Here is a 22,296-nt window from a genome sequence, read left to right as displayed (position 1 = left end):
AAGGGTTGGGGATGAGGGGGCAACAAGGCAATGCCCAGACGCCACCCAGGCAAGAGGAGAGCCCGATGCGCCGCCTGTTTATCCAGTTCTATCTGCTGCTGATCGGCTGTTTCACCCTGGCCATTCTGCTGGTCGGCATGGTCTATCAGGTCACCGCCGAGCGGGCGGGAGATCGCTATCTGGAGCGGATGATGCAGGGCTCCCTCGGCCTGCTCACCGGCGAGCTGGCCCGCTTGCCGCCGGAGCACTGGCCCGCCCGCATGGCGGAGCAGAGCCGCCAGCTCACCCTGCCGCTGCAGATCGGCGCCCTCGCCAACCAGCCGCTGGCCAACGAGGATCAGGCCTTCCTGGAGGCCGGCAACATCGTCATCGTCGAGGAGGATGACACCTTCCTGCAGCGCATTCCGGGCACCGATCAGGTGCTGATCGTCGGCCCCGTCCCCTATCTCTCCTACCTGCACGAACTGCACTGGGTCGACGTGGGGCTGCTGCTGGTCATCGGTCTCTCGCTGGGGCTGCCGATCCTGCTCTGGCTGCGCCCGCACTGGCGCGGCCTGCAACAGCTCGAACAGACCGCCCGCCGGGTCGGCGACGGCGATCTCTCCTGCCGCACCCGTTTGCCGCCCGGCAGCAGCCTGGGCCGGGTCGGCCGCACCTTCGACCAGATGACCGAGCAGCTGCAAGCCATGCTGGCCAGCCGCAAGCAGCTGACCGACGCCATCGCCCACGAGCTGCGCACCCCGCTGGTGCGGCTGCGCTACCGGCTCGCCATGCTGGATCCGGCGCCCTCGGCCGAGGAGCAGCAGGGGCTGGAGCGGGATCTCGGCGCGCTGGACGCCCTCATCGAGGAGATGCTCACCTACGCCAGGCTCGATCGCCCCGAGCTGCCGCTGCAGTGCAGCGAGCTGGAGCTCGGCAGCTGGGCCGGCAGCCGCCTTGCCGACTGGCAGGCGCTGCGGCCGGACAAGCGGCTCGACTTCGTGCGCCCGGCCATGGCCCTGCCCTGGCGCGGCGATACTCGCCTGCTGGATCGAGCGCTGGAGAACCTCATCGGCAACGCCCTGCGCCACGCCGCTGGCCGGGTCACCCTCAGCATGGCGCGTCAGCAGGATCACTATCTGCTGGAGGTGGCCGACGACGGCGCCGGCATCGATCCCGCACTGGCGCCGCAGATCTTCGAGCCCTTCGTGCGGCTGGATCAGAGCCGCGACCGACGTACCGGCGGCGCCGGGCTGGGGCTGGCCATCGTACGCAGCATCGCCCGCCACCACGGCGGCGAGGTGCAACTGCTGCCGAGCAGCAGCGGTGCCCGTTTCTGCCTGATGCTGCCTGTACATTTGGATACAAACCGTCACCAGTCACTCACTGAACCGCAGGTCGAACAGCCCTAGGATGAAGTCATGGAGAAACGCTCCATGTCATCAACCCGAATGAGGAACTGGAATATGAACAAGCTGATCCCCCTGAGCCTGGCTGCTGTCTTCGCCCTGACCTCCGGCTTCACCATGGCTGCCACCCCGACCAAGGCTGCCGCTCCCCAGACTACCCAGACCAAGGTCGTGAAAAAACACCACAAGGCTGCCCACGCCAAGGCGCCGGCCGTCAAAGTTGCTCCCAAGACCAAGTAATCGACCAACAAGCTTCCCGTAATAAAAAGGGGCCCCGACATGGGGCCCCTTCTGTTTTCTGCGCGCTTGCCTTGGCTCAGCCCAGCATATAGTCCGCCGGCAGGGCGATGCGGGCCACCCCGGACTCCACCGCTGCCAGTGCCACGGCACGGGCGACGCGCGGCAGCAGACGGGCATCCATCGGCTTGGGAATGACGTAGTCCTTGCCGAAGGCGAGCTCGCTGACGCCGGCGGCGGTCAGCACCTCGGCCGGTACCGGCTCTTTGGCCAGACCACGGATCGCCTCGACCGCGGCGATCTTCATGGCATCGTTGATGCGGCTGGCACGGGCGTCGAGGGCGCCGCGGAAGATGAAGGGGAAGCAGAGCACGTTGTTGATCTGGTTCGGATAGTCGGAACGACCGGTACCCATGATGAGGTCACCGCGCACTGCGTGAGCCAGTGCGGGCTTGATCTCGGGATCCGGGTTGGAGCAGGCGAAGATCACCGGGTTGGTGGCCATCAGCGCCACCGCCTCGGCGGGCAGCACATCCGGGCCGGAGACACCGACGAACACGTCCGCCCCGTCGATCACCTCCATCAGGGTCCGCAGGGGGGTGTCGTTGGCGAAGCGCTGCTTGTACTGGTTGAGATCGGTGCGACCGCTGTGGATGACGCCCTGACGATCCAGCATGAAGATGTTGTGGGGCTTGGCACCACACTTGATCAGCAGGTCCATGCAGGCGGTGGCGGCAGCCCCGGCGCCCATGCAGACGATGCGGCTGTCGCCAATCTGCTTGCCCTGCACTTCCAGCGCGTTGAGCAGGCCGGCGGCGGTGACGATGGCGGTACCGTGCTGATCATCGTGGAACACCGGGATGTCGCAGCGCTCGATCAGTGCCTGCTCGATCTCGAAGCACTCGGGGGCCTTGATGTCTTCCAGGTTGATGCCGCCGAAAGTGTCAGCGATGGCGGCAACGGTGTCGATGAACTGCGCGCTGGTCTCGTGCTTCACTTCGATGTCGATGGCGTCGATGCCGGCAAAGCGCTTGAACAGCAGGGCCTTGCCCTCCATCACCGGCTTGGAGGCCAGCGGACCCAGATTGCCCAGCCCCAGAATGGCGGTGCCGTTGGAGATGACGGCCACCAGGTTGCCCTTGCCGGTGTAGCGGTAGGCATCGGCCGGGTTGGTGGCGATCTCGCGCACCGGCTCGGCAACGCCCGGGCTGTAGGCCAGCGCCAGATCGCGGGCGGTTTCGGCCGGCTTGGTGAGGGCGATGGCGATTTTGCCCGGTACGGGCTGGGCGTGGTAATCGAGTGCTTGTTGACGAAGATCGTGACGCTGATCGGACATGGGGGACCCCGATACGGTAGTGAATTGAGTGGTGCATTGGCTCGCCCACAGGCGAGGGCTGGGGATCATAAAGAAAACCATCGGGCTTTCACAGAGGAAAGTATCGTCATCCAGCCACTGACAAGCCAGTAATTAGCATGTCATGCCAACCTAGAATACCCATTTAGTTATAGATATGGTTTCACCCCATCACCGGGATGCCGGCTTTCGCCTCCGCCTGTCTGGCGATCGCCTCCGTCATGCCCTGGAAGATGAAGAGGTGGAACGGCAGCATGGCGAGCCAGTAGGCCAGTCCCCAGGCTCCCTGTGGATGCCAGTGGGCCGTTACCTTGAGCCGGGTCAGCCCCGACTCCTCCGGCAGGATGTTGAACTCCAGCCGGCCGACGCCGGGGGCCCGCATGTTGAACAGCAGATCCAGCCTGCGCCCCTCGTCCACCCCGAGGATCTGCCAGGAGTCCAGCATGTCCCCCTTCACGAAACGATCCGGATTGGTGCGGCCGCGAGTCAGCGCCGGGCCGCCGATCAGGTGATCCATCCATTCCCGCACCACCCACAGCTGGTTCATGTAGAAGTAGCGCTGCTCTCCCCCCAGCTGCTGCAGCACCTGCCACACCACCTCGGGCGAGGCGAGGCAGATGGCATCGCCGCTGGCGGTGCGGTCATAGAAGCCGTACTCGGGGTGGCGCCAGCGCAGGCCGAGCGGGGTCTCCTCCCCCTGCTGCTCGGCGCCCAGCTGCTGCTCCAGAGAGAGGCTCTCGGCCAGCGCCTCGTCGAAGCTGAGCAGGGTTTGCGGCAGCAGGGCCCGCAGCGGGCCGTCGTCGGCCGGGATGTCATGCTTGAGGCCGCCCACCAGCGCCTTGGCCACCGGCTGCGGCACCGAGGTTACAAACTGCAGCCACCAGGCGGAGAGGCGCGGGCTGAGAAACGGCAGCGGGATGATGGGGCAGCGCTTGCCGATGTGGGCGGCGAACTTCTGCAACTGCTGCTGATAGCTGAGCAGCTCGGGACCGGCGGCGTTGAAGATCTGGCCGTCCACCCCGTCGGCTTCCACCAGTCCGCCCAGATAGTGCAGCAGGTTGGAGAGCGCAATGGGCGGCGTACGCGAGCGCACCCATTTGGGCGTCACCATCATCGGCAGGTTGAACACCAGATCCCGCATCACCTCAAACGCCGCGGAGCCGGGCCCCACTATGATGCCGGCGCGCAGCTCCACCGTCGGCACGCCGGCGCTCCGAAACAGCTCGCCGCAATAACGGCGGGAGTTGAGGTGACGGCTGTTGCACTGCGCCGGCTGGATGGCACCCAGATAGATGATGCGGCGCACCCCGGCGGCGCGGGCGGCGGCGGCGAAGTTCTTCACCCCCTGCTGCTCCAGCCGGTGGAAGTCGGCCCCCGCCCCCATGGCGTGCACCAGATAGAAGACGGTGTCGATGCCGGCCAGGGCGGGCAGCAATGTGATCGGCTTGAGGCTGTCGGCAAGGCGAAACTCTACCCCGGGCGGCAGACGGCAGGGGCGCCGCGCCCCGGCAATCACCCGATAACCCAGTTCTTGTAGATGGGGCACCAGGTAAGAACCTATGTAGCCCGCCGCCCCCATCACCAGACAATCACGCATCTGCACACTCCCTGTTTTGCCCATGTTACCGCCCCTCATCTCCGCCCCTGCTCCCGCGAAGGGAGAAAGGAGAGTTCCACCATAGGGCAAAGCGGGCCGTTACAGAACGCCGACCAATAAAAAAGGCGCCCATCGGGCGCCTTTTTCAGAATTCTTCAGAAGTAAAATTACTTCTTGGTGGTCATCGCACCGAAACGCTTGTTGAACTTGTCTACGCGGCCGCCGCTAGAAACTTCTTTCTGCTTGCCGGTATAGAACGGGTGGCACTCGGAGCACACGTCCAGGTTCAGATCTTTACCCAGGGTAGAGAAGGTGTTGATGACGTTACCGCAAGAGCACTTGGCGGTGATGGCTACGTAGTCAGGATGGATACCAGCTTTCATGGACAACCTCAATTATCAGGCCGTGTCGCTATCCGATCTTCTGTCGGACACCACACGATTGTTGAACACAGTTTCAAAGGCTGCGAATAATATAGGAAATGCCTGAGTTCAGGCAAGTGGCTTCGCAGAAAAAATAGGCAATCTCTGGTGAATTCTTCCCAAACGCTGGATCTGGTTCGTGTGGCTGTGCCGGTGCCGTTACGCCGTCACTTCGACTATCTCTCCCCCCTGCCTTTGCCTGCCCCCGGCTGCCGGGTCGAGATCCCGTTCGGCCCGCAAACCCTGGTCGGGCTGGTGGTGGATCATCCGGTCGACAGCCAGGTGCCGCGCAACAAGCTCAAGCCGATCAAACGCGTGCTTGATAGCGCCCCTGTGCTGGGGCCTGACATTCTGGCGCTGATGAACTGGAGCGCCAGCTACTACCAGCACCCACTGGGGGAGGTACTGCCCCACGCCCTGCCGGTGCTGGTGCGCAAGGGGGAGCCCGCCGCCTATCGCGAGCTGGAATTCTGGTTCGCCACCGAGGCCGGCATGGCGGTCGATCTCAACGAGCTCAAGCGGGCAGCCAAGCAGCAGCAGGCGCTCGCCCTGCTGCGCAAGGGGCCGCAGACCCCCTCCGCCCTCAAGCAGGAGGAGATCCAGAGTGCCGCCCTCACCGCGCTGGAGAAGAAGGGACTGCTGGAGAAGCGCTCGCTGGAGCCGAGCCATGACGGCGACTGGGCCGCCCGCTTCGAGCCGGGTGAGGGGCTGCGCCTCAACGGCGAGCAGGCGCTGGCGGTCTCCGCCGTCACCAGCCAGAGCAACCAGTTTGGCGCCTTCCTGCTGGATGGCATCACCGGATCCGGCAAGACCGAGGTTTACCTGAGCATCCTCGAGCCCCTGCTCAAGGCAGGCAAGCAGGCGCTGGTGATGGTGCCCGAGATCGGCCTCACTCCGCAGACCATCAACCGCTTCCGGCGCCGCTTCAACGTGCCGGTGGTGGCGATGAACTCGGCCATGAACGATCGGGAGCGGCTCGATGCCTGGCTGGCCTGCCGCGACGGCGGTGCCGCCATCCTGATCGGCACCCGTTCTGCGGTGTTCACCCCGTTTCACAACCTCGGCATCATCATCATCGACGAGGAGCACGACGGCTCCTTCAAGCAGCAGGACGGTTTTCGCTACCATGCGCGGGATCTGGCGGTGATGCGGGCTCATCGCGCCGGCATCCCCATCCTGCTTGGCTCGGCCACCCCGTCGCTGGAGACATTGCACAACGCCCGCAGTGGCAAGTATCACCACCTCACTCTCACTCGCCGCGCCGGCAATGCCCAGACCGCCCGCCAGGTGATCCTGGACATCAAGAACGTGCGGCTGCAGGCCGGGCTCTCCCCCCAGCTGGAACAGCTGATGGCGGAGCATCTGGCGGCGGGCAACCAGGTGATGCTGTTTCTCAACCGCCGTGGCTATGCCCCGGCCCTGATTTGCCACCAGTGCGGCTGGAGTGCCGCCTGCGAGCGTTGCGACGCCTGGTACACCTGGCACCAGGCCGGACGGCGGCTGCACTGCCACCACTGCGACAGTGTGCGTCCGCTGCCCCACCACTGCCCCGAGTGTGGCAGCAACGAGCTAATCGGCTCGGGAGTGGGCACCGAGCAGCTGGAGCAACTGCTTACAACAGTGTTCCCCCAATATCCGGTGGTGCGCATCGATCGGGACAACACCCGTCGCAAGGGGGAGCTGGAGACCCACCTCGGCGACATCAAGGCGGGCAAGTACAAGATCCTGATCGGCACCCAGATGCTGGCCAAGGGCCACCACTTCCCGGATGTGACGCTGGTCGGACTGCTGGATGTGGATGGCGCGCTGTTCAGTGCCGATTTTCGCGCCGCCGAGAAGCTGGCCCAGCTCTACACCCAGGTGGCGGGCCGTGCCGGCCGCGCCAGCAAGCCGGGGCTGGTGGTGCTGCAGAGCCACCATCCCGAACACGCTCTGCTGCAGGATCTGACCCAGAACGGCTATGGCCATTTCGCGGATACCGCGCTCAAGGAGCGTCGCCTGCTGGGGCTGCCGCCGTTCAGCTATCAGGGGCTGTTTCGGGCCGAGGCCAACGGCCGCGACGAGGTGCAGTTGTTCCTCACCCGTCTCGCCGATACCCTGCGCAGCGCCCGTTATCCCCATGTTCAGGTGCTGGGGCCCATCAGCGGTTTCATGGAGCGCAAGGCGGGCAAGTTTCGCATGCAGTTGCTGGTACAGGGGCCGAACCGGGCGCCACTGGCCCAGCTGCTGGATTGGGCGGTGAAGGAGCTGGAGGGGTGGCCCGAGACCAAACGGGTGCGCTGGAGCCTAGACATAGACCCCACCGAGCTGAACTGAGTCGGATTCTGGTCGCTGACGGTGAAGCGGTCGCGGGCGCGGGCGCGCGGCGTCAGCGACCGGGTTTGCCATGCGGGTGCAGGGTTCAGACTCGCAGGTCGACCTGCTGCACCCAGCCGCCCTTGCCCTGCTCGGTCACATAGAGACCGGACTGGCGCAGTACCCCCTGATTGCCGCTTTCCCCCAGATGGTTGAAGGGGGTGTCGAGGGGATGCAGCAGGATGGCGCCGATCCCCAGCTCCACCAGGGCGATGGGGGACTGCTCCGGCTGCCAGAACTGCAGCGCCGAGAACTGGCTGTCCCGCTCGTCCAGCACCCCGTTGCCATCCTCATCCAGGGTCGCCAGCTCGCCAAAACCGTTGCCGGAGCGGGCCCCGAACAGCTCGCCGCCGTCATCTATGGTGCCGTTGCCGTTGCGATCCAGCGCCACGAAGCCGCTCCCTTCACTCAGGCCGGGCAGGCTGTCCGCCTTGCCATCCTGATCGATGTCGAAATTGACCCGGGCGTCGGTCAGGCCGGCTATCTTGCCGTCCAGGCTGAGCACCAGCGGATCCTTGAGGGCATTGAGGGTGGTGCGACGCTGGCTGATATCGAGCTGACGCCAGTCCAGCACAAAACCGAGATCCAGCTGCAGGGTCTGGCCATCCTGGGTCTGCACGTTTGCCGCCGCCACTACGTTGAGCTGCTCTTTTTGCAGCAGGCTGTCGGTCACCTCCACCAGCTGATCCGGCTCGGCGGCGGGCGGGGTTCCCTCGCCCGTCGGCGCAGGGACTCCCTCCGCGCTCTGGTCGGCCGGTTTGATCGGGTCCGGCAGCTCTATCTCGTGGCCCAGCATCGCCTCGATCATCAGCTTGATGAGCCGCTGGCGGTTGTCGAGCCCATCGTTGGGAATACCATCCTGTTCGCCCTTGTCGGTCTCGGCAGGCTTGGTTGGCGCCGGTGTGGGGGCCGCGGGCACCGGGCCGGCCGCAGTGCGGCTGGCCATCTGCAGCGTCAGCAGGCTGCTGCGGGTGAAGGTGAGCTGGCTGCCACCGGCCGCCGCTGGCGTCGAGTCCGCCGGCGCCGTGGCAGGGGACTGCGCCTGGCTGGCAGCCGGAACGGGGCCGAGCCGGCGCACCTTGCGGGACTGCGCCTGTTGCTGCTGGTATTGCACCTCCCCCTGGAGGTCGTAGTGATCGATGCGCATATCTTCGCCCTCGGCGCCATACATCTGGTCAGTTATCGACCAGTTGTCGGGGTAGGCTTAACACCGATTGGCTATATCAGGAGGCTGCGGCATCGGCCTCTGCACATAACCGCTCCTGCTGGCGGCAATGAAAAGGGAGGCCTGGGCCTCCCTTGTCGTTCATGCTGTCACCGTGGTCATTGCGCCGGTTGGGAGACCCCTTCCAGCCGCACTTCCACCCGCCGATCCGGCGCCAGACAGGCGATCAGCGCCGGTTTGGAGCCGCTACTGCAGTTGTTGCCGGTGATCGGGGAAGACTTCCCACGCCCCTCGACCCGCACCTTGTCGGCAAACAGTCCCTTGGCAATCAGGTAGTCGGCAACGCTGCGGGCGCGCTGCTCGGAGAGCGCCTGGTTGTAGGCGTCGGAGCCGATGCGATCGGTGTGGCCGATCACGGTCGCTACCCCGTCTTTCGGATTGGCCGCCACTATCTGGCTGAACAGGTTGTCGAGCGCCTGGCTGGCGGCCGGCTTCAGGGTCGCCTTGTTGAACTCGAACAGCACGTCCGAGCTCAGGCTGAAGGTCTTGGGCACCACCACCACGGCGGGAGCAGGCGCCGCAGCCGGGGCCGGTGCGGGCGCAGCCACTTCGCCGCCCTGCTGACCGAAGCGATAGAGCATGGCAAACGCCAGCATGCCGTTGTCCATCTCGATGCCGGCACGATCGAGGGAGGTATCCCCGAGCGGGGTGGTGTACTGGTATTCGAGGCGGGCGGCCCAGTCACGGTCGATGGCGTATTCGGCCCCCAGCGCCCCGACGAACACGGCGCCATGCTTGTTGCCGGTATCCTTGATGAAGTCGGTGGCCGTCTGGGCCGACAGTTCGCTGTTGGTCCAGGCGTAGCCGCCGCCGATCCGGCCATAGAGATCCAGCGCATCGTTGACCGGGAACCCTATCTTCATGGTGGTCTGGATCATCTGGCTCTTGGCTTCCCCTTCCACCCTCACCCCGCTCAATTCGCCGGACGAGGTGTACTTGCCGAACCAGTCATAGCCGAATTCGAAGCCCAGGTTGGGGTTGAGCTGATAGCCGGCAAAGGCGCCCAGCCCGAGCGTATCCTTGCTGGTACTGGTGTTCTGCAGTGCCCCCAGGGTATCGGAAACGACCTGCTTCTGATCCACGTCGAAGAACTTGGACCAGCCGGCCTTGCCGCCGGCGTACCAGGTGTTGTCCTGAGCGGCAGCCTGCACGGCCCCGCTGACGAGCAGGCCGCTGACCAGCACGGCAAGTATCGATTTGTTCATGGTGAAAGCCTCTGCAATGAGTCGTGATGGGCGCTCTTGCGCCTCTCTTCCCTGATGGGGCAAACCCGGCCCCGTCCATCAGGTTATCCCATCTGTTGCCAGCCTCAAATGACTTGGGACTCAAGAGTGTGAAGCGCACGGCATTCCCGGCAGGAAAACGCCCCATGCAGGGGGTATCTGCAGATGTGCCGGCCAGCACCATGAAAGAGGGAGGCCGATGGCCTCCCTCTTGTTGCTTGCAACCCACCTAGCTGGCCAGAAACAGCCGGTAGGCGGGGTCGTCGCTCACCTCTTTCCAGCCGTAGCCAATCTCGTGCAGGTAGTCGTGGAAGGCGGCCACGTCCTCGTCCGGCAGCTCGAAGGCGCAGAGCACCCGGCCGTAGTCAGCACCGTGGTTGCGGTAGTGGAACAGGCTGATGTTCCAGCGACAGCCGAGGGTCTCCAGAAAGCGCATCAGGGCGCCAGGCTGCTCCGGAAACTTGAAGCTGTAGAGGCGTTCACCGAGGGGCCGGGCCGGGCGGCCGCCAATCATGTAACGCACGTGGTTCTTGGCCAGCTCGCTCTCGGTCATGTTGACCACCGGATAACCGTTGCCGCCGAGTTGATCGATGATCTGGCCCAGTTCCTCGTCACCGCCGGTGAGGCGCACCGAGACGAACAGCGATGCCTGCTCGGCATCGGCGTAGCGGTAGTTGAACTCGGTCACCATGCGCGGCCCGAGCTGACGGCAGAAGTCGAGGAAGGCCCCCTTGCGCTCGGGGATGGTCACCGCCAGCATGCCCTCGCGCTTCTCGCCGATCTCGCAGCGCTCCGACACGTAGCGCAGGCTGTGGAAGTTGACGTTGGCGCCGGAGAGAATGGCCGCCATTCGCCCCCCTTTAACCTGCTCCCGCTCGCTGTAGGCCTTGAGGCCGGCCAGCGAGAGGGCCCCCGACGGCTCGGCAATGGCGCGGCAGTCGTCGAAGATGTCTTTCAGCGCGGCGCAGATCTGGTCGTTGGAGACGGTCACCACCTCGTCCAGATACTGGTTGCACAGGCGGAAGGTCTCTTCGCCGATGCGCTTGACCGCCACCCCGTCGGCAAACAGCGAGACCCGCTCCAGATTGACCGGCTCGCCGGCCACCAGTGCGGCCTTGAGGCAGGCGGAGCCTTCCGCCTCCACCCCGATCACCTTCACATCCGGCAGCAGCTGCTTGATGTAGACCGCCACCCCGGCGGCCAGTCCGCCGCCACCCACCGGCACGAACACGTGGGTGAGGTGGGTATCCTGTTCCAGCAGCTCCTTGCCGATGGTGCCCTGGCCGGCGATCACCTCGACGTCATCAAACGGCGGGATCAGGGTGTAGCCCTCCAATTCAGCGAGACGGCGGCTCTCGCCGTAGGCCTCGTCGAAGCTGTTGCCAAACAGCATGACGTTGCCGCCCTGACGGCGCACCGCGTCAATCTTGATATCCGGCGTGGTCTTGGGCATCACTATGATCGCCTTGATGCCGAGCTTGGCGGCCGACAGGGCGACCCCCTGGGCGTGGTTGCCGGCGGAGGCGGCGATGACGCCGCGCGCCTTCTGCTCCTCGGTCAGGGTGGCAATCTTGTGGTAGGCACCGCGCAGCTTGAAGGAGTGGACCGGTTGCAGGTCCTCCCGCTTCAGACTGACGTGATTGCCGAGCCGCTCGGAGAGTTTCTTCAGGGTTTGCAAGGGGGTAACCCGCGCCGCCTCATAGACGGGGGAGAGCAACACCTTGCGTAGATAATCCGCCGCAGAGACCATGGTTTATTCCCCCAGCATCGAGCGATCGCGCCACACCAACCCCTTGTCGGCACAAAGGCCGACCAATCGGGTCGATTGCTCATATTTCATATTGGAATTCATCTTTATTCCCCCAGCATCGAACGATCGCGCACCGCACCTTTATCGGCGCTGGTGGCGAACATGGCGTAGGCGCGCAGGGCAAAGGAGACCTGACGCTGGCGATCGAGCGGCTTCCAGCCCCGAGCCTCGACGGCGACGCGGCGGGCAGCCAGCACGCTGTCGGCTACCTCCAGCACCATGCTGCGGGCCGGGATGTCGATGTTGATGATGTCGCCATCTTCCACCAGACCGATAGTGCCGCCGGAGGCCGCCTCCGGCGACACGTGGCCGATGGAGAGGCCCGAGGTGCCGCCGGAGAAGCGGCCGTCGGTGATCAGGGCGCACGCCTTGCCGAGACCCATGGATTTCAGGTAGGTGGTGGGGTAGAGCATCTCCTGCATGCCGGGGCCCCCTTTCGGGCCTTCGTAGCGGATCACCACCACTTCACCGGCCTTGACGGTGCCGTCCAGAATGCCGGCAACCGCCGTGTCCTGGCTCTCGAATACCCGGGCCGGGCCGCGGAAGGTGAGGTTCTCCTCATCCACCCCGGCGGTCTTGACGATGGCACCGTTCAGCGCCAGGTTGCCGGCGAGCACGGCCAGGCCCCCTTCCAGGCTGTAGGCGTTGTCCAGCGAGCGGATGCAGCCCTCGGCGCGGTCCAGATCCAGCTCCGGCCAGCGGCAATCCTGGCTGAAGGCCTTGGTGGTGCGGATCCCGGCCGGGCCGGCGCGATAAAAGTCCACCACCTCCTGACTCGGTTGGCGGCTGACGTCATATTCATTGAGCTGTTCGACGAGGGAGCAACCCAACACGGTACGGGTATCGCCATGCACCAGACCCGCTTTTTCCAGCTGGCCCAGAATTGCCATCACCCCACCGGCGCGGTGCACATCTTCCATGTGGTATTTCTGGGTAGAGGGCGCCACCTTGCACAGCTGTGGCACCTTGCGCGACATGCGGTCGATATCGGCCATGGTGAAGTCGACGCCCGCCTCCTGGGCCGCCGCCAGCAGGTGCAGCACGGTATTGGTGGAGCCGCCCATGGCGATGTCGAGCGCCATGGCGTTCTCGAACGCCGCCTTGGTGGCGATGTTGCGCGGCAGGGCCGAGGCATCGTCCTGCTCATACCAGCGTTTGGCCAGGGTCACGATGCGCTGGCCCGCCAGCTTGAACAGCTGCTCGCGGTCGCTGTGGGTCGCCAGCAGCGAACCGTTGCCCGGCTGGGAGAGACCCAGCGCCTCGGTCAGACAGTTCATGGAGTTGGCGGTAAACATGCCGGAGCAGGAGCCGCAGGTGGGACAGGCACTGCGCTCCACCTGTTCGCTCTGGGCGTCGGAGACCTTGGGGTCGGCGCCCTGGATCATGGCGTCCACCAGATCCAGCTTGATGATCTGGTCGGAGAGCTTGGTCTTGCCCGCTTCCATCGGGCCGCCGGAGACGAAGATCACCGGGATGTTGATGCGCAGGGCGGCCATCAGCATCCCCGGGGTGATCTTGTCGCAGTTGGAGATGCAGACCATGGCGTCGGCGCAGTGGGCGTTGACCATGTACTCCACCGAATCCGCGATAAGCTCGCGCGATGGCAGGGAGTAGAGCATGCCGCCGTGACCCATGGCGATGCCGTCATCCACGGCGATGGTGTTGAACTCCTTGGCCACCCCGCCGGCGGCTTCGATTTCGCGCGCCACCAGCTGGCCCAGATCCTTGAGGTGGACGTGACCCGGCACGAACTGGGTGAAGGAGTTGACCACGGCGATGATGGGCTTGCCGAAATCCTGATCGGTCATTCCGGTGGCGCGCCACAGGGCACGGGCCCCGGCCATGTTACGTCCGTGGGTGGTGGTGGCGGATCTCAACTTCGGCATGTCTCTACTCCCTGAATGCCCAGCGGGCTCATTATCTTTGGAAATGAAAAAGTGACTCTCGGATCGGGAATCGATCCTGGTGAGGACACAGCGCAGTGCCCTGACCGGAAGCGACTCGGGGAGGCATGACGCCTCCCCTCTCTCATCAGTCGTTGACTGGCGTCAGCCAGCCCCACTTGTCTTCGGTCTGACCGTTGAACAGGCCGAAGAAGGCGTTTTGCAGCTGCTCGGTCACCGGGCCGCGGCAGCCAGCGCCCACCTTCATCCGATCGACGGAGCGTACCGGGGTCACCTCGGCCGCCGTGCCGGTCATGAAGATTTCGTCTGCGACATAGAGCGCCTCACGGGGCAGCGCCTGCTCGCGCACCTCGTAACCCAAGTCACGCGCGAGTGTCATGATAGTGTCACGGGTGATGCCGGGCAGGATGGCGGCGGTAGCGGGCGGGGTGAACAGCACACCGTTCTTCACCAGGAACAGGTTCTCCCCCGCCCCTTCGCTCAGGTAGCCGTTCACGTCCAGCGCCAGCCCCTCGGCGAAGCCGTTGCGCTTGGCCTCGCGGCTGATCAGCTGGGAAGAAAGGTAGTTGCCGCCCGCCTTGGCGCCGGTGGGAATGGTGTTGGGAGCGAGCCGGTTCCAGGAGGTGACGCAAACATCCACCCCGTTTTTCAGCCCCTCTTCCCCCAGATAGGCGCCCCACGGCAGGGCAGCCACCATCAGGTCGGCCTTGGCATCCAGCGGCGGATGCAGCCCCAGCCCCACGTTGCCGACAAAAGCCAGCGGGCGCAGATAGCCGCTCTTCAGGCCGTTCTCGCGCACCACGGTGCGGCAGGCTTCATTCACGTCGGCCTCGCTGTAGGGAACGTCCATCCAGTAGATCTTGGCGGAGTCGAACAGGCGGCGGGTGTGTTCCTGCAGGCGGAAAATGCAGGTGCCCTTGGGGGTGTCGTAGGCACGTACCCCCTCGAACACCGAGGAGCCATAGTGCAGGGCGTGGCTCATCACGTGCACCTGGGCATCCTGCCAGGGCACCAGTTTGCCGTTGAACCAGATGTATTGGGGGTGAGTGGCGGATTGGGAAGGCTGTGACATTGGCTTGGCTCCTTAAGCTCTGATCCGGGGTTGCTGTTCCAGTGCATCGACCCGGGAAACGTCCACCAGCTTCACCAGCTGGCTCCACAACTGCTGGATGGGACGCACCGACTCGACAGTAACCGTGATCCGCAGTTGTTGGCAATCCTGCTCCATGTTGAGGGCGCAGAGGTTGAAACCGCGGTGACGAACCACCCGCAGCACCCGCTCCATCACTTCGGGTCTGGGCTGGGCATGGATTTGCAAGGTATTGAACTGACTCATGGGCGTTGCTCCATCATCTGGTGGTTGGCGACTCCTGGCGGAACCAGGGGCCAGACGTTTTCTTCCTCTGAAATGGCCACATGCAGCAGGTAGGCACTCTCGCTTGCCAGCAAGCGATCGAGAGCGCCGGCTATCTGATCCTTGCATGTGATGGTTTCGCCGGGGATGCCGAAGGCGGCAGCCAGGGCGATGAAATCGGGGTTGTCGGAGAGGATGGTCTCGCTGTAGCGGCCGTCGAAGAACAACTCCTGCCACTGGCGCACCATGCCGAGGCGCTGGTTGTCCAGCAGCACCATCTTCACCTTGAGCTGGGCCCGGCGGATGGTGCCAAGCTCCTGCACATTCATCATGAAAGAGCCGTCACCGCTCACCAGCACCACTTCATCCTCCGGGCGCGACATCTTGGCGCCGATGGCGGCCGGCAGGCCGAAGCCCATGGTGCCGAGACCGGCGCTGGAGAGGTGGTTGCGCGGGCTGGTAAAGCGCATGTGCTGGGCCACCCACATCTGGTGCTGACCCACGTCGCAGGCCACCACGCTGCTCTCCGGCAACCTGGTGGAGAGCTGCTTGAGCAGCGCCGGGGCATAGATGGGCTGGCCAGGATGGTCGTAGCGAAAGGCATACTCGCGGGCCATGTTCGCACAGTGCTCACGCCATGGCTCGATGGAGAGGGACATGGCGATGCGCGGCAGCACCTGTTTGAGATCCTGAGTGATGCCCACCTCGGCGGCGCGGCGCTTGCCAAACTCGGCAGCGTCCACATCCAGATGGATCACCTTTGCTTCGGGGGCAAACTCCTCCAGCTTGCCTGTCACCCTATCGTCGAAACGGGCGCCCACCACCAGCAGCAAGTCGCACTGCTGCACCGCATAGTTGGCGGCCTTGGTGCCATGCATGCCGAGCATGCCGAGATAAACGGGGCTGTCGGGGTCGAGTGCACCTATCCCCTTGAGGGTGGTGACCGCAGGCATACCGGTTGCGGCAGCAAAGTCACGCAACTGCTGCTCGGCATTGGCCATGCCCACCCCGCCACCGACGTAGAGCACCGGGCGCTCGGCGGCGGCCAGCAGGGTGCGGGCGGCCGTCAGTTCGGCCTGGCTCAGATGCTCGGGCTCTGCCACCGCAAACAGCGGGCTCTGGGTTGGCACCTTGGCCAGTTGCACATCCTTGGGCAGGTCGATCAGCACCGGGCCCGGGCGCCCCTCACTGGCGATGGCGAAGGCTTCGGCGATCACCTGCGGTAGATCGGCCACATCGGTCACCATGAAGGAGTGCTTGGTGCAGGAGAGGGACATGCCGAGCACATCGACCTCCTGAAACGCATCGGTCCCGACGGCGGCGCAGGGCACCTGACCGCTGATGGCCACCAGCGGCACCGAATCGAGCAGCGCCTCCGCGAGGCCAGTCACCAGATTGGTGGCGCCGGGGCCGGAGGTGGCGATACAAACCCCCACCTGACCGGAGGCGCGGGCATAACCCACCGCCGCCATGGCGGCACCCTGCTCGTGGCGACAGAGCTGATGGGCCAGGCCACCGTCATACAGGGCATCGTAGACCGGCATGATGGCCCCGCCCGGGTAACCAAACACCTGAGTCACACCCTGTTGCTTGAGAGCCTGTACCAAAAACTGCGCGCCGTTCATCTGGAAAATCCTGTCCTGTGGTCGAAAAAAAACCCCCGAGCTGTGAGGCTCGGGGGTCGCTTGTTTCGTTCTGTCCGGTGGTGGGTCTATCCCTTGTTCCGTGCAGCTAAACGAGCCCCGAGCGGTGAGATAATAATCACCACTAGGACCACAATAATGCTGACGAAACGGGAGGCCATGTTCATAGTTACAACCGGAAATCCTGTGAAATTGGGCGGTTTTTACCGCGAATGGCTATTAGAACTAGCACGGTGATTTTTATTGGGCAAGCGTTTTTTGCCTGACAAGACTCTGATTTTGACTGAGTCCGAACGCGTCGATTGGAACAAAAAACTAATAAAAAACGGTTAACCAGCACATACATCAAACCAAGGACGGGATTTATGTCATTAGCTGTGGTTTATAGCCGTGCCAGCTTAGGTGTCGCGGCCCCGCAAGTGACGGTGGAGGTGCACCTCTCCAACGGTTTGCCCGCCTTCAACATGGTGGGCCTGCCGGAAACCTCGGTGAAGGAGTCACGGGATCGGGTGCGCAGCGCCCTGCTCAACGGCAATTTCGAGTTCCCGAGCAAACACATCACGGTCAATCTGGCCCCCGCCGATCTGCCCAAGGAGGGGGGCCGCTTCGATCTGGCCATCGCCATCGGCATCCTCGCTGCTTCCAAGCAGATACCCGCGAAATACCTGCTCGATCACGAATTTTTAGGGGAGTTGGCCCTGACCGGCGAGATCCGTCCCGTGCTCGGGGTGCTGCCCGCCGTGCTCGCCTGCCGGGATGCGGGGCGTACCCTGCTGGTACCGCGAGAGAACGGTCCCGAGGCCTCGCTGATCCAGGATGCCGAGGTGCGCACCGCCCATCAGCTGCTGGCCGTCACCGCCTGGCTGGCGGGCCAGTACGAACTGCCACTGCCGGATCCCCAGACCACGGATGCCCTGCCCGATGTACCAGACCTGCAGGACGTGATCGGCCAGTCCCAGGCCAAGCGGGCGCTGGAGATCGCCGCCGCCGGCAGTCACAACCTGCTGTTCATCGGCCCGCCCGGCACCGGCAAGAGCATGCTGGCCAGCCGCTTGCCCGGCATCTTGCCGCCGCTGAGCGAACAGGAGGCACAGCAGACCGCCGCCATCCACTCCATCGGTGGCCTCACCCCGCGGGCCGGTCACTGGCATCACAGGCCCTATCGCACGCCCCATCACAGCGCCTCGGCGGTGGCGCTGGTGGGCGGCGGCAGCCACCCACGGCCCGGTGAAATATCCCTGGCCCACAACGGGGTGCTGTTTCTGGATGAACTGCCCGAGTTCGAGCGCAAGGTGCTCGACTCCCTGCGCGAGCCGCTGGAAACCGGCCACATCACCATCAGCAGGGCCGCCCGCCAGGTGGATTTTCCCGCCCGCTTCCAGCTGGTGGGCGCCATGAACCCCAGCCCTTGTGGTCACTATGGCGATGGCCAGACCCGCTCCAGCCCGGATCAGATCCTGCGCTACCTCGGCAAGCTCTCCGGCCCCTTTCTCGACCGCTTCGACCTGACGGTGGAGGTGCCACTGCTGCCCAAGGGCAGCCTGACCGGCAAGGCGGAGCGGGGGGAGTCAAGCCAGCAGATCCGCGAACGGGTGCTGGGGGCGCGGGAGCAGATGCTGAACCGCAACGGCAAGCTCAACAACCTGCTTGATAGCCGTGAAATCGAAGAAATTTGCCGCTTATCGCCGCAGGATGCCGAGTTTCTGGAGAACGCCATCCAGAAGCTGGGGCTCAGCATCCGGGCCTGGCACCGCATCTTGCGGGTATCACGCACCATCGCGGATCTGGCAGGACGACAGGCCATCGAGAAGGAGCACCTGATCGAGGCGCTCGGCTACCGGGCCATGGACCGGCTGCTGTCACGGCTGCGCAGCGGCTGATACGGGGCAGGAGACGACCGCGATGGTCCCTCGCATGGTCTCGCGGGCCGTCGGCTGATATTATGGCCACAGATCTGACCACTTGATGGCCCCTTATCGACAGCAAGACGGACCCGACCCATGCCCAACAAGCTGATTGAGCGACTGCGCGGCAGCCTCTCGACCCTGCTCTATTTTCTCAACACCCTGTTCTGGTTTATCCCCATCCTCACGCTGGGCCTGCTCAAGCTGTTGCTGCCCCTCAAGGGCTGGCGCACCCTCTGCAACGCGCTGCTGGATGGCAGTGCCAGCTGCTGGATCGGTTTCAACAACCTGATCCAGAAAACCATCATCAAAACCCCTTTCGATGTGGTCGGAGTGGACAAAGGGCGCCGGAATGAGTGGTATATGGTGATTGCCAACCATCAATCCTGGGTCGACATACTGGTACTGCAGCGGATTTTTAATCAAAAAATCCCCTTCCTGAAGTTTTTCCTCAAGAAAGAACTGATTTGGGTACCTTTTCTCGGCCTGGCCTGGTGGGCGCTGGATTTCCCCTTCATGCGGCGATATTCGCGCAAGTTGCTGGAAAAGAAGCCGCATCTGAAAGGAAAAGACATAGAGACCACGCGCCAGGCCTGTGCCAAGTTCCGCCATATTCCGGTGAGTGTGATGAACTTCGTGGAGGGCACCCGCTTCACCGCCCGCAAACACGACAAACAGGCAGCACCCTATCGCCACCTGCTGCACCCGCGGGCTGGCGGCATCGCCTTCACTCTGGCGGCCATGGGTGATCAGCTGCACAAGCTGGTGGATGTAACCATCGCCTATCCGGACGGCATCCCCAGTTACTGGGACTTCATGTGCGGTCGGGTCAAGGAGATCAAGGTTCGAGTCCGCTTTTTGCCGATCGAACGCAATCTGGTGGGGGATTACTTCAATGACCCCGAGTTCCAACAAGAGTTTCAACAGTGGCTGAACGGGATCTGGCACGAAAAGGACCAGACCCTGGATCAGCTGCTGGCGGACAAGACGCCCTCAACGACGCCATGCTAACCCTGCTCCCGGGTCCGCTGGTGCTGCTCATCAGCGCCGGCCTGACCATACTGTTTACCGCCCTGTGCGCCAGCCTCATCCTGCTGGTGTCACTGGCCAAGCTGCTGCTGCCGAGCCCGGCCTTTGGCCGTGCCTGCAGTCGCCTCAACAACCGTTTCATGCGCCTGTGGCTGGCCTGCAACGCCCTGGTGATCCGCCTCACCACCCGCATCGACTGGCAGGTGGAGGACGACACCCGGCTGCGCAAGGATGGCTGGTACCTGATCGTCAGCAACCACATGAGCTGGACCGATATCGTGGTGCTGGGTCATCTGTTTCGCGACCGGCTGCCGGTGCCCAAGTTCTTCATGAAGCACGAGCTGATCTATATCCCGCTGCTGGGGCTGGCCTGCTGGGGGCTCGACATGCCCTTTATGCGTCGCTACTCACGGGAGTTTTTGCTGAGGAACCCGCATCTGCGGGGCAAGGATATCGAGACCACCCGCAACGCCTGCGAGAAGTTTCGCCACATCCCCACCACCGTCATCAACTTCGTGGAGGGGACCCGCTTCACCGAGGCGAAGCGCGACGCCTCCCGCTCCCGTTACCAGCACCTGATGTCACCCAAGGCGGCAGGGCTGGCCTTCACCCTGGCGGCCATGGGAGAGCAGTTCGACAGCCTGATCAACGTCACCATCAGCTACCCGGACAACCCAGAAACCCCCTTCAAGGATTTCCTGATGGGGCGGATGAAGCGCATCCGGGTACGGATCGAGGAGCTGCCAGTGGATGAGCAGCTGGTGGGGGATTATTTCAACGACAAGCAGTTCAAACGCGGCTTCCAGCAGTGGCTGAACCAGCGCTGGCAGGAGAAGGACACCGTGCTGGCGCAGTGGCAGGCAGCCGATGCGGCGGCTCAGGCCGAGCCGCAGGCAGCCAAGGCGAGTGCCGAGGCCAGCTCGGGCAGCTGATCCTCGCTGAACACCCGGATGCCGTGGCGGCGCAACAGGGCCGTGGTCATGCCCTCACCCGCCACAGAGACACCCTCGAAGCGGCCGTTGTAGATGCGGCCGCTGCCGCAGGAGGGGCTCCCCTCCTTCAGCAGGGCGAAGCGAATGCCCTGAGCCTGGCAGAGTTGCAGCGCCAGCCGGGCGCCGTGATCGAACTCTGCCGTCACATCCAGTCCCCCCTCGGTTACCACCCGCTCGCCTTGCCGTTCGGCAGGGGGGCGCGGGGTCGGCAGGCCGCCCGCCACCTCGGGACAGAACGCCAGCGCGCGTCCTTCAGCCCCCAGCTCGCGCAGCCAGTCGCTGACAATGCCCTTGCTCTGACCGTCGTAGCGCACCGGCTGGCCCAGCAAGCAGGCGCTGACCAGCACCTTGTGCACGCTGGTCTCACTCATGCTTTGCTCCCCGCTGGCTAAAACCTGGGCCACTCATGCCTCCGCTCCGTTCATCACCTGATCGAACATCACGCAGCAGGGGCTCTCCATCCGGTAGAGAATGGCGGGGCGCTGCTTGCCGGTGCGCTTGCGACCGGTATCCAGCAGGATGCCGGCGCGGTGGATCCGCTTGCGAAAGGCTGCCGTGTTCATCGGCGTCTGCAGGATGATTTCGAAGGCCCGCTGCACTTCGGAGAGGGTGAACTCGGCCCCCAGCAGTTGCAGCGGCAAGGTGCTGTAGCGGCTCTTGATCCGCAGCCGTTCCAGCCCCCGGGCGATCAGCTGGGTGTGGTCGAAGGCGAGGCTGAGCCCCGGCAGGTCACAGAGCGGGTGCCAGCAGCCGTGCACCACTTCGACCTCGGAGTCCACCAGGCAGAGATAGACCAGGGTGGTGGACCAGCCACGGGGATCCCGCTCCAGATTGCCGAGGGTGCAGACCTGCTCGCTGTAGCAGTGGCCCAGCCCCCACTCGGTCAGCAGGCGATGGCGAGCCGCGTCCAGATCCCGATCCCGGGTCTCGTCGATGCGCAGCGCCGGCAGTTGCCAGCAGTGGGCAAAGGGTGGGCGATCGCGGGTCTCAAGCAGCAGCTCGAGCCGCTCCTCGTTCAACCGCAGCACCACCATATCCAGACTCATTCTCAACATGCCGATCGCCCTGCTCGCCTTCGATTAATGTTTGGTAGATAATATCACACGAATAGTATGTGCAGGAGCCACTCAATGGGAACCGTCGCCAGCCTGGATATTGATGCGCAGAAGGGCTTTACCCCCCTCTGCCCGAACGAACTGCCCGTCGCGGGCGGGGATGATATTGTGGCTGCGCTCAACGCTCAGGCCACCCTCGCCAGCCTGCGGATTGGCAGCAAGGATTCGCATCCCGCCAACGCCGCCTGGGCCGTCAGCGATCCCGCCGGCATGTTGCTGCCGCTGGACTTGCCCAACGCCGACCTCACCTGGCCGGTGCACTGCGTGCCGGGTACCCGCGGTTTCGAACTGCTCGACGGCCTGCCGGCCCCGGTCGATTACGACTTCTTCGTCTGGAAGGGGGTCGAGCCGGATCTGCACCCCTACGGCACCTGCTTCCACGATCTGGCCGAGCACCGCAGCACCGGACTCATCGAGTTTCTGCACGCCCGCGGTGTCACTACCGTACTGGCCGGCGGCCTTGCCACCGACTACTGCGTCAAGACCAGTGTGCTGCAGCTGCGCCGCGCCGGTTTCCGGGTGATCGTCCATCTCGATGCCTGCCGTGGCATCGCCCCCGAGACGGTTGCCAGCGCCCACACCCAGATGATCGAGGCCGGCGCCGAACTCGCCCAGAGCCTGATCGATGTACAACGCCTGCTGGACGCCTGATATGCCCCTCATTCTCATCAGCCTGCCCGATACCGGCGTCTGCAATCTACAAAAGCGGCAGGGGAGCGCTCTTGCGTTCACCCGCCTGCGGGG

The 22,296-nt window shown here is 64.3% G+C and carries 19 protein-coding genes; 7 read left to right on the top strand and 12 right to left on the bottom strand.

Going from position 1 to position 22,296, the window contains the following annotated elements; genetic code table 11:
- Positions 1 to 65: 65 nt before the first annotated feature.
- Together rstB and QLG02_RS08360 are read left to right on the top strand one after the other, a co-directional pair.
- Complete coding sequence (gene rstB, locus QLG02_RS08365; RefSeq protein ID WP_113994441.1) at positions 66 to 1,391, top strand: two-component system sensor histidine kinase RstB; 1,326 nt, start codon at positions 66 to 68, stop codon at positions 1,389 to 1,391.
- Between the two features lie 54 nt (positions 1,392 to 1,445).
- The gene (locus QLG02_RS08360; RefSeq protein WP_282464956.1) at positions 1,446 to 1,628 is read left to right on the top strand and encodes a hypothetical protein; all 183 of its coding nucleotides are present in this window, start codon (positions 1,446 to 1,448) and stop codon (positions 1,626 to 1,628) included.
- Positions 1,629 to 1,704: 76 nt separating this feature from the next.
- Here QLG02_RS08360 and QLG02_RS08355 read toward each other — a convergent pair whose 3' ends face one another.
- The 3 genes from QLG02_RS08355 to rpmE form a co-directional block, all read right to left on the bottom strand.
- Positions 1,705 to 2,961, bottom strand: coding sequence for a malic enzyme-like NAD(P)-binding protein (locus tag QLG02_RS08355; RefSeq protein WP_282464955.1), 1,257 nt, complete (start codon positions 2,959 to 2,961; stop codon positions 1,705 to 1,707).
- 181 nt (positions 2,962 to 3,142) lie between these two features.
- Positions 3,143 to 4,576: a DUF2867 domain-containing protein gene (locus tag QLG02_RS08350; protein WP_162516707.1), complete on the bottom strand. Its 1,434-nt coding sequence runs from the start codon at positions 4,574 to 4,576 to the stop codon at positions 3,143 to 3,145.
- Between the two features lie 167 nt (positions 4,577 to 4,743).
- On the bottom strand, positions 4,744 to 4,959 hold the full coding sequence (gene rpmE / locus QLG02_RS08345; RefSeq protein ID WP_016352348.1) for a 50S ribosomal protein L31: 216 nt from the start codon (positions 4,957 to 4,959) through the stop codon (positions 4,744 to 4,746).
- A 147-nt stretch (positions 4,960 to 5,106) separates the two neighbouring features.
- Between rpmE and priA the strand changes: the two genes are divergently transcribed.
- The gene (priA, locus tag QLG02_RS08340; RefSeq protein ID WP_282464954.1) at positions 5,107 to 7,314 is read left to right on the top strand and encodes a primosomal protein N'; all 2,208 of its coding nucleotides are present in this window, start codon (positions 5,107 to 5,109) and stop codon (positions 7,312 to 7,314) included.
- Between the two features lie 85 nt (positions 7,315 to 7,399).
- Here the strand turns inward: priA and QLG02_RS08335 are convergent, their stop codons facing one another.
- The 7 genes from QLG02_RS08335 to ilvG all read right to left on the bottom strand — a co-directional run bounded on the left by QLG02_RS08335 (position 7,400) and on the right by ilvG (position 16,494).
- A complete protein-coding gene (locus QLG02_RS08335; protein ID WP_282464953.1) occupies positions 7,400 to 8,524 on the bottom strand; it encodes a hypothetical protein in 1,125 nt (374 codons plus the stop codon).
- Positions 8,525 to 8,676: 152 nt separating this feature from the next.
- Complete coding sequence (gene ompA / locus QLG02_RS08330) at positions 8,677 to 9,783, bottom strand: porin OmpA (RefSeq protein WP_016352351.1); 1,107 nt, start codon at positions 9,781 to 9,783, stop codon at positions 8,677 to 8,679.
- Positions 9,784 to 10,030: 247 nt separating this feature from the next.
- Positions 10,031 to 11,551 (bottom strand): threonine ammonia-lyase, biosynthetic, encoded by a 1,521-nt coding sequence (gene ilvA / locus QLG02_RS08325; RefSeq protein ID WP_282464952.1) that lies wholly within the window; start codon positions 11,549 to 11,551, stop codon positions 10,031 to 10,033.
- Positions 11,552 to 11,655: 104 nt separating this feature from the next.
- Positions 11,656 to 13,497 (bottom strand): dihydroxy-acid dehydratase, encoded by a 1,842-nt coding sequence (ilvD, locus tag QLG02_RS08320; RefSeq protein WP_282464951.1) that lies wholly within the window; start codon positions 13,495 to 13,497, stop codon positions 11,656 to 11,658.
- A gap of 145 nt (positions 13,498 to 13,642) precedes the next feature.
- Positions 13,643 to 14,587: a branched-chain amino acid transaminase gene (locus tag QLG02_RS08315; protein ID WP_024945526.1), complete on the bottom strand. Its 945-nt coding sequence runs from the start codon at positions 14,585 to 14,587 to the stop codon at positions 13,643 to 13,645.
- A gap of 12 nt (positions 14,588 to 14,599) precedes the next feature.
- Entirely contained in the window at positions 14,600 to 14,851 is a 252-nt protein-coding gene (gene ilvM / locus QLG02_RS08310) for an acetolactate synthase 2 small subunit (protein ID WP_005306810.1), read from the bottom strand.
- On the bottom strand, positions 14,848 to 16,494 hold the full coding sequence (gene ilvG, locus QLG02_RS08305; RefSeq protein ID WP_282464950.1) for an acetolactate synthase 2 catalytic subunit: 1,647 nt from the start codon (positions 16,492 to 16,494) through the stop codon (positions 14,848 to 14,850). The genes ilvM and ilvG overlap by 4 nt, the downstream gene beginning before the upstream one ends.
- 383 nt (positions 16,495 to 16,877) lie before the next feature.
- Between ilvG and QLG02_RS08300 the strand changes: the two genes are divergently transcribed.
- The 3 genes from QLG02_RS08300 (at position 16,878) to QLG02_RS08290 (ending at position 20,377) form a co-directional block, all read left to right on the top strand.
- On the top strand, positions 16,878 to 18,392 hold the full coding sequence (locus tag QLG02_RS08300; RefSeq protein WP_282464949.1) for a YifB family Mg chelatase-like AAA ATPase: 1,515 nt from the start codon (positions 16,878 to 16,880) through the stop codon (positions 18,390 to 18,392).
- A 120-nt stretch (positions 18,393 to 18,512) separates the two neighbouring features.
- Positions 18,513 to 19,427, top strand: coding sequence for an acyltransferase (locus QLG02_RS08295; protein ID WP_282464948.1), 915 nt, complete (start codon positions 18,513 to 18,515; stop codon positions 19,425 to 19,427).
- Positions 19,421 to 20,377, top strand: a complete 957-nt coding sequence (locus tag QLG02_RS08290) for an acyltransferase (RefSeq protein ID WP_282464947.1) — start codon at positions 19,421 to 19,423, stop codon at positions 20,375 to 20,377. Before QLG02_RS08295 ends, QLG02_RS08290 begins: the two co-directional genes overlap by 7 nt.
- On the opposite strand, the gene QLG02_RS08285 is transcribed toward QLG02_RS08290, so the two are convergent.
- Entirely contained in the window at positions 20,323 to 20,808 is a 486-nt protein-coding gene (locus QLG02_RS08285) for a DUF523 domain-containing protein (RefSeq protein WP_043164003.1), read from the bottom strand. The two genes, QLG02_RS08290 and QLG02_RS08285, sit on opposite strands and share 55 nt — an antisense overlap.
- A gap of 33 nt (positions 20,809 to 20,841) precedes the next feature.
- Positions 20,842 to 21,492, bottom strand: a complete 651-nt coding sequence (locus tag QLG02_RS08280; RefSeq protein ID WP_043164002.1) for a DNA mismatch repair protein MutT — start codon at positions 21,490 to 21,492, stop codon at positions 20,842 to 20,844.
- Between the two features lie 75 nt (positions 21,493 to 21,567).
- Here QLG02_RS08280 and QLG02_RS08275 point away from each other — a divergent pair, with 75 nt between their 5' ends.
- Positions 21,568 to 22,203 carry a nicotinamidase gene (locus tag QLG02_RS08275; protein ID WP_045525914.1) on the top strand — a complete coding sequence of 212 codons (636 nt, stop codon included), beginning with the start codon at positions 21,568 to 21,570 and terminating at the stop codon, positions 22,201 to 22,203.
- The last annotated feature ends 93 nt before the right edge of the window (positions 22,204 to 22,296 follow it).

It is taken from the genome of Aeromonas sp. V90_14, from assembly GCF_029967615.1.
In the GTDB taxonomy this organism is placed as follows: Bacteria; Pseudomonadota; Gammaproteobacteria; order Enterobacterales; family Aeromonadaceae; genus Aeromonas; species Aeromonas hydrophila.
The sequence above is the reverse complement of the archived record's forward strand: the minus strand, read 5'-3'. Positions and strand labels throughout refer to the sequence as shown.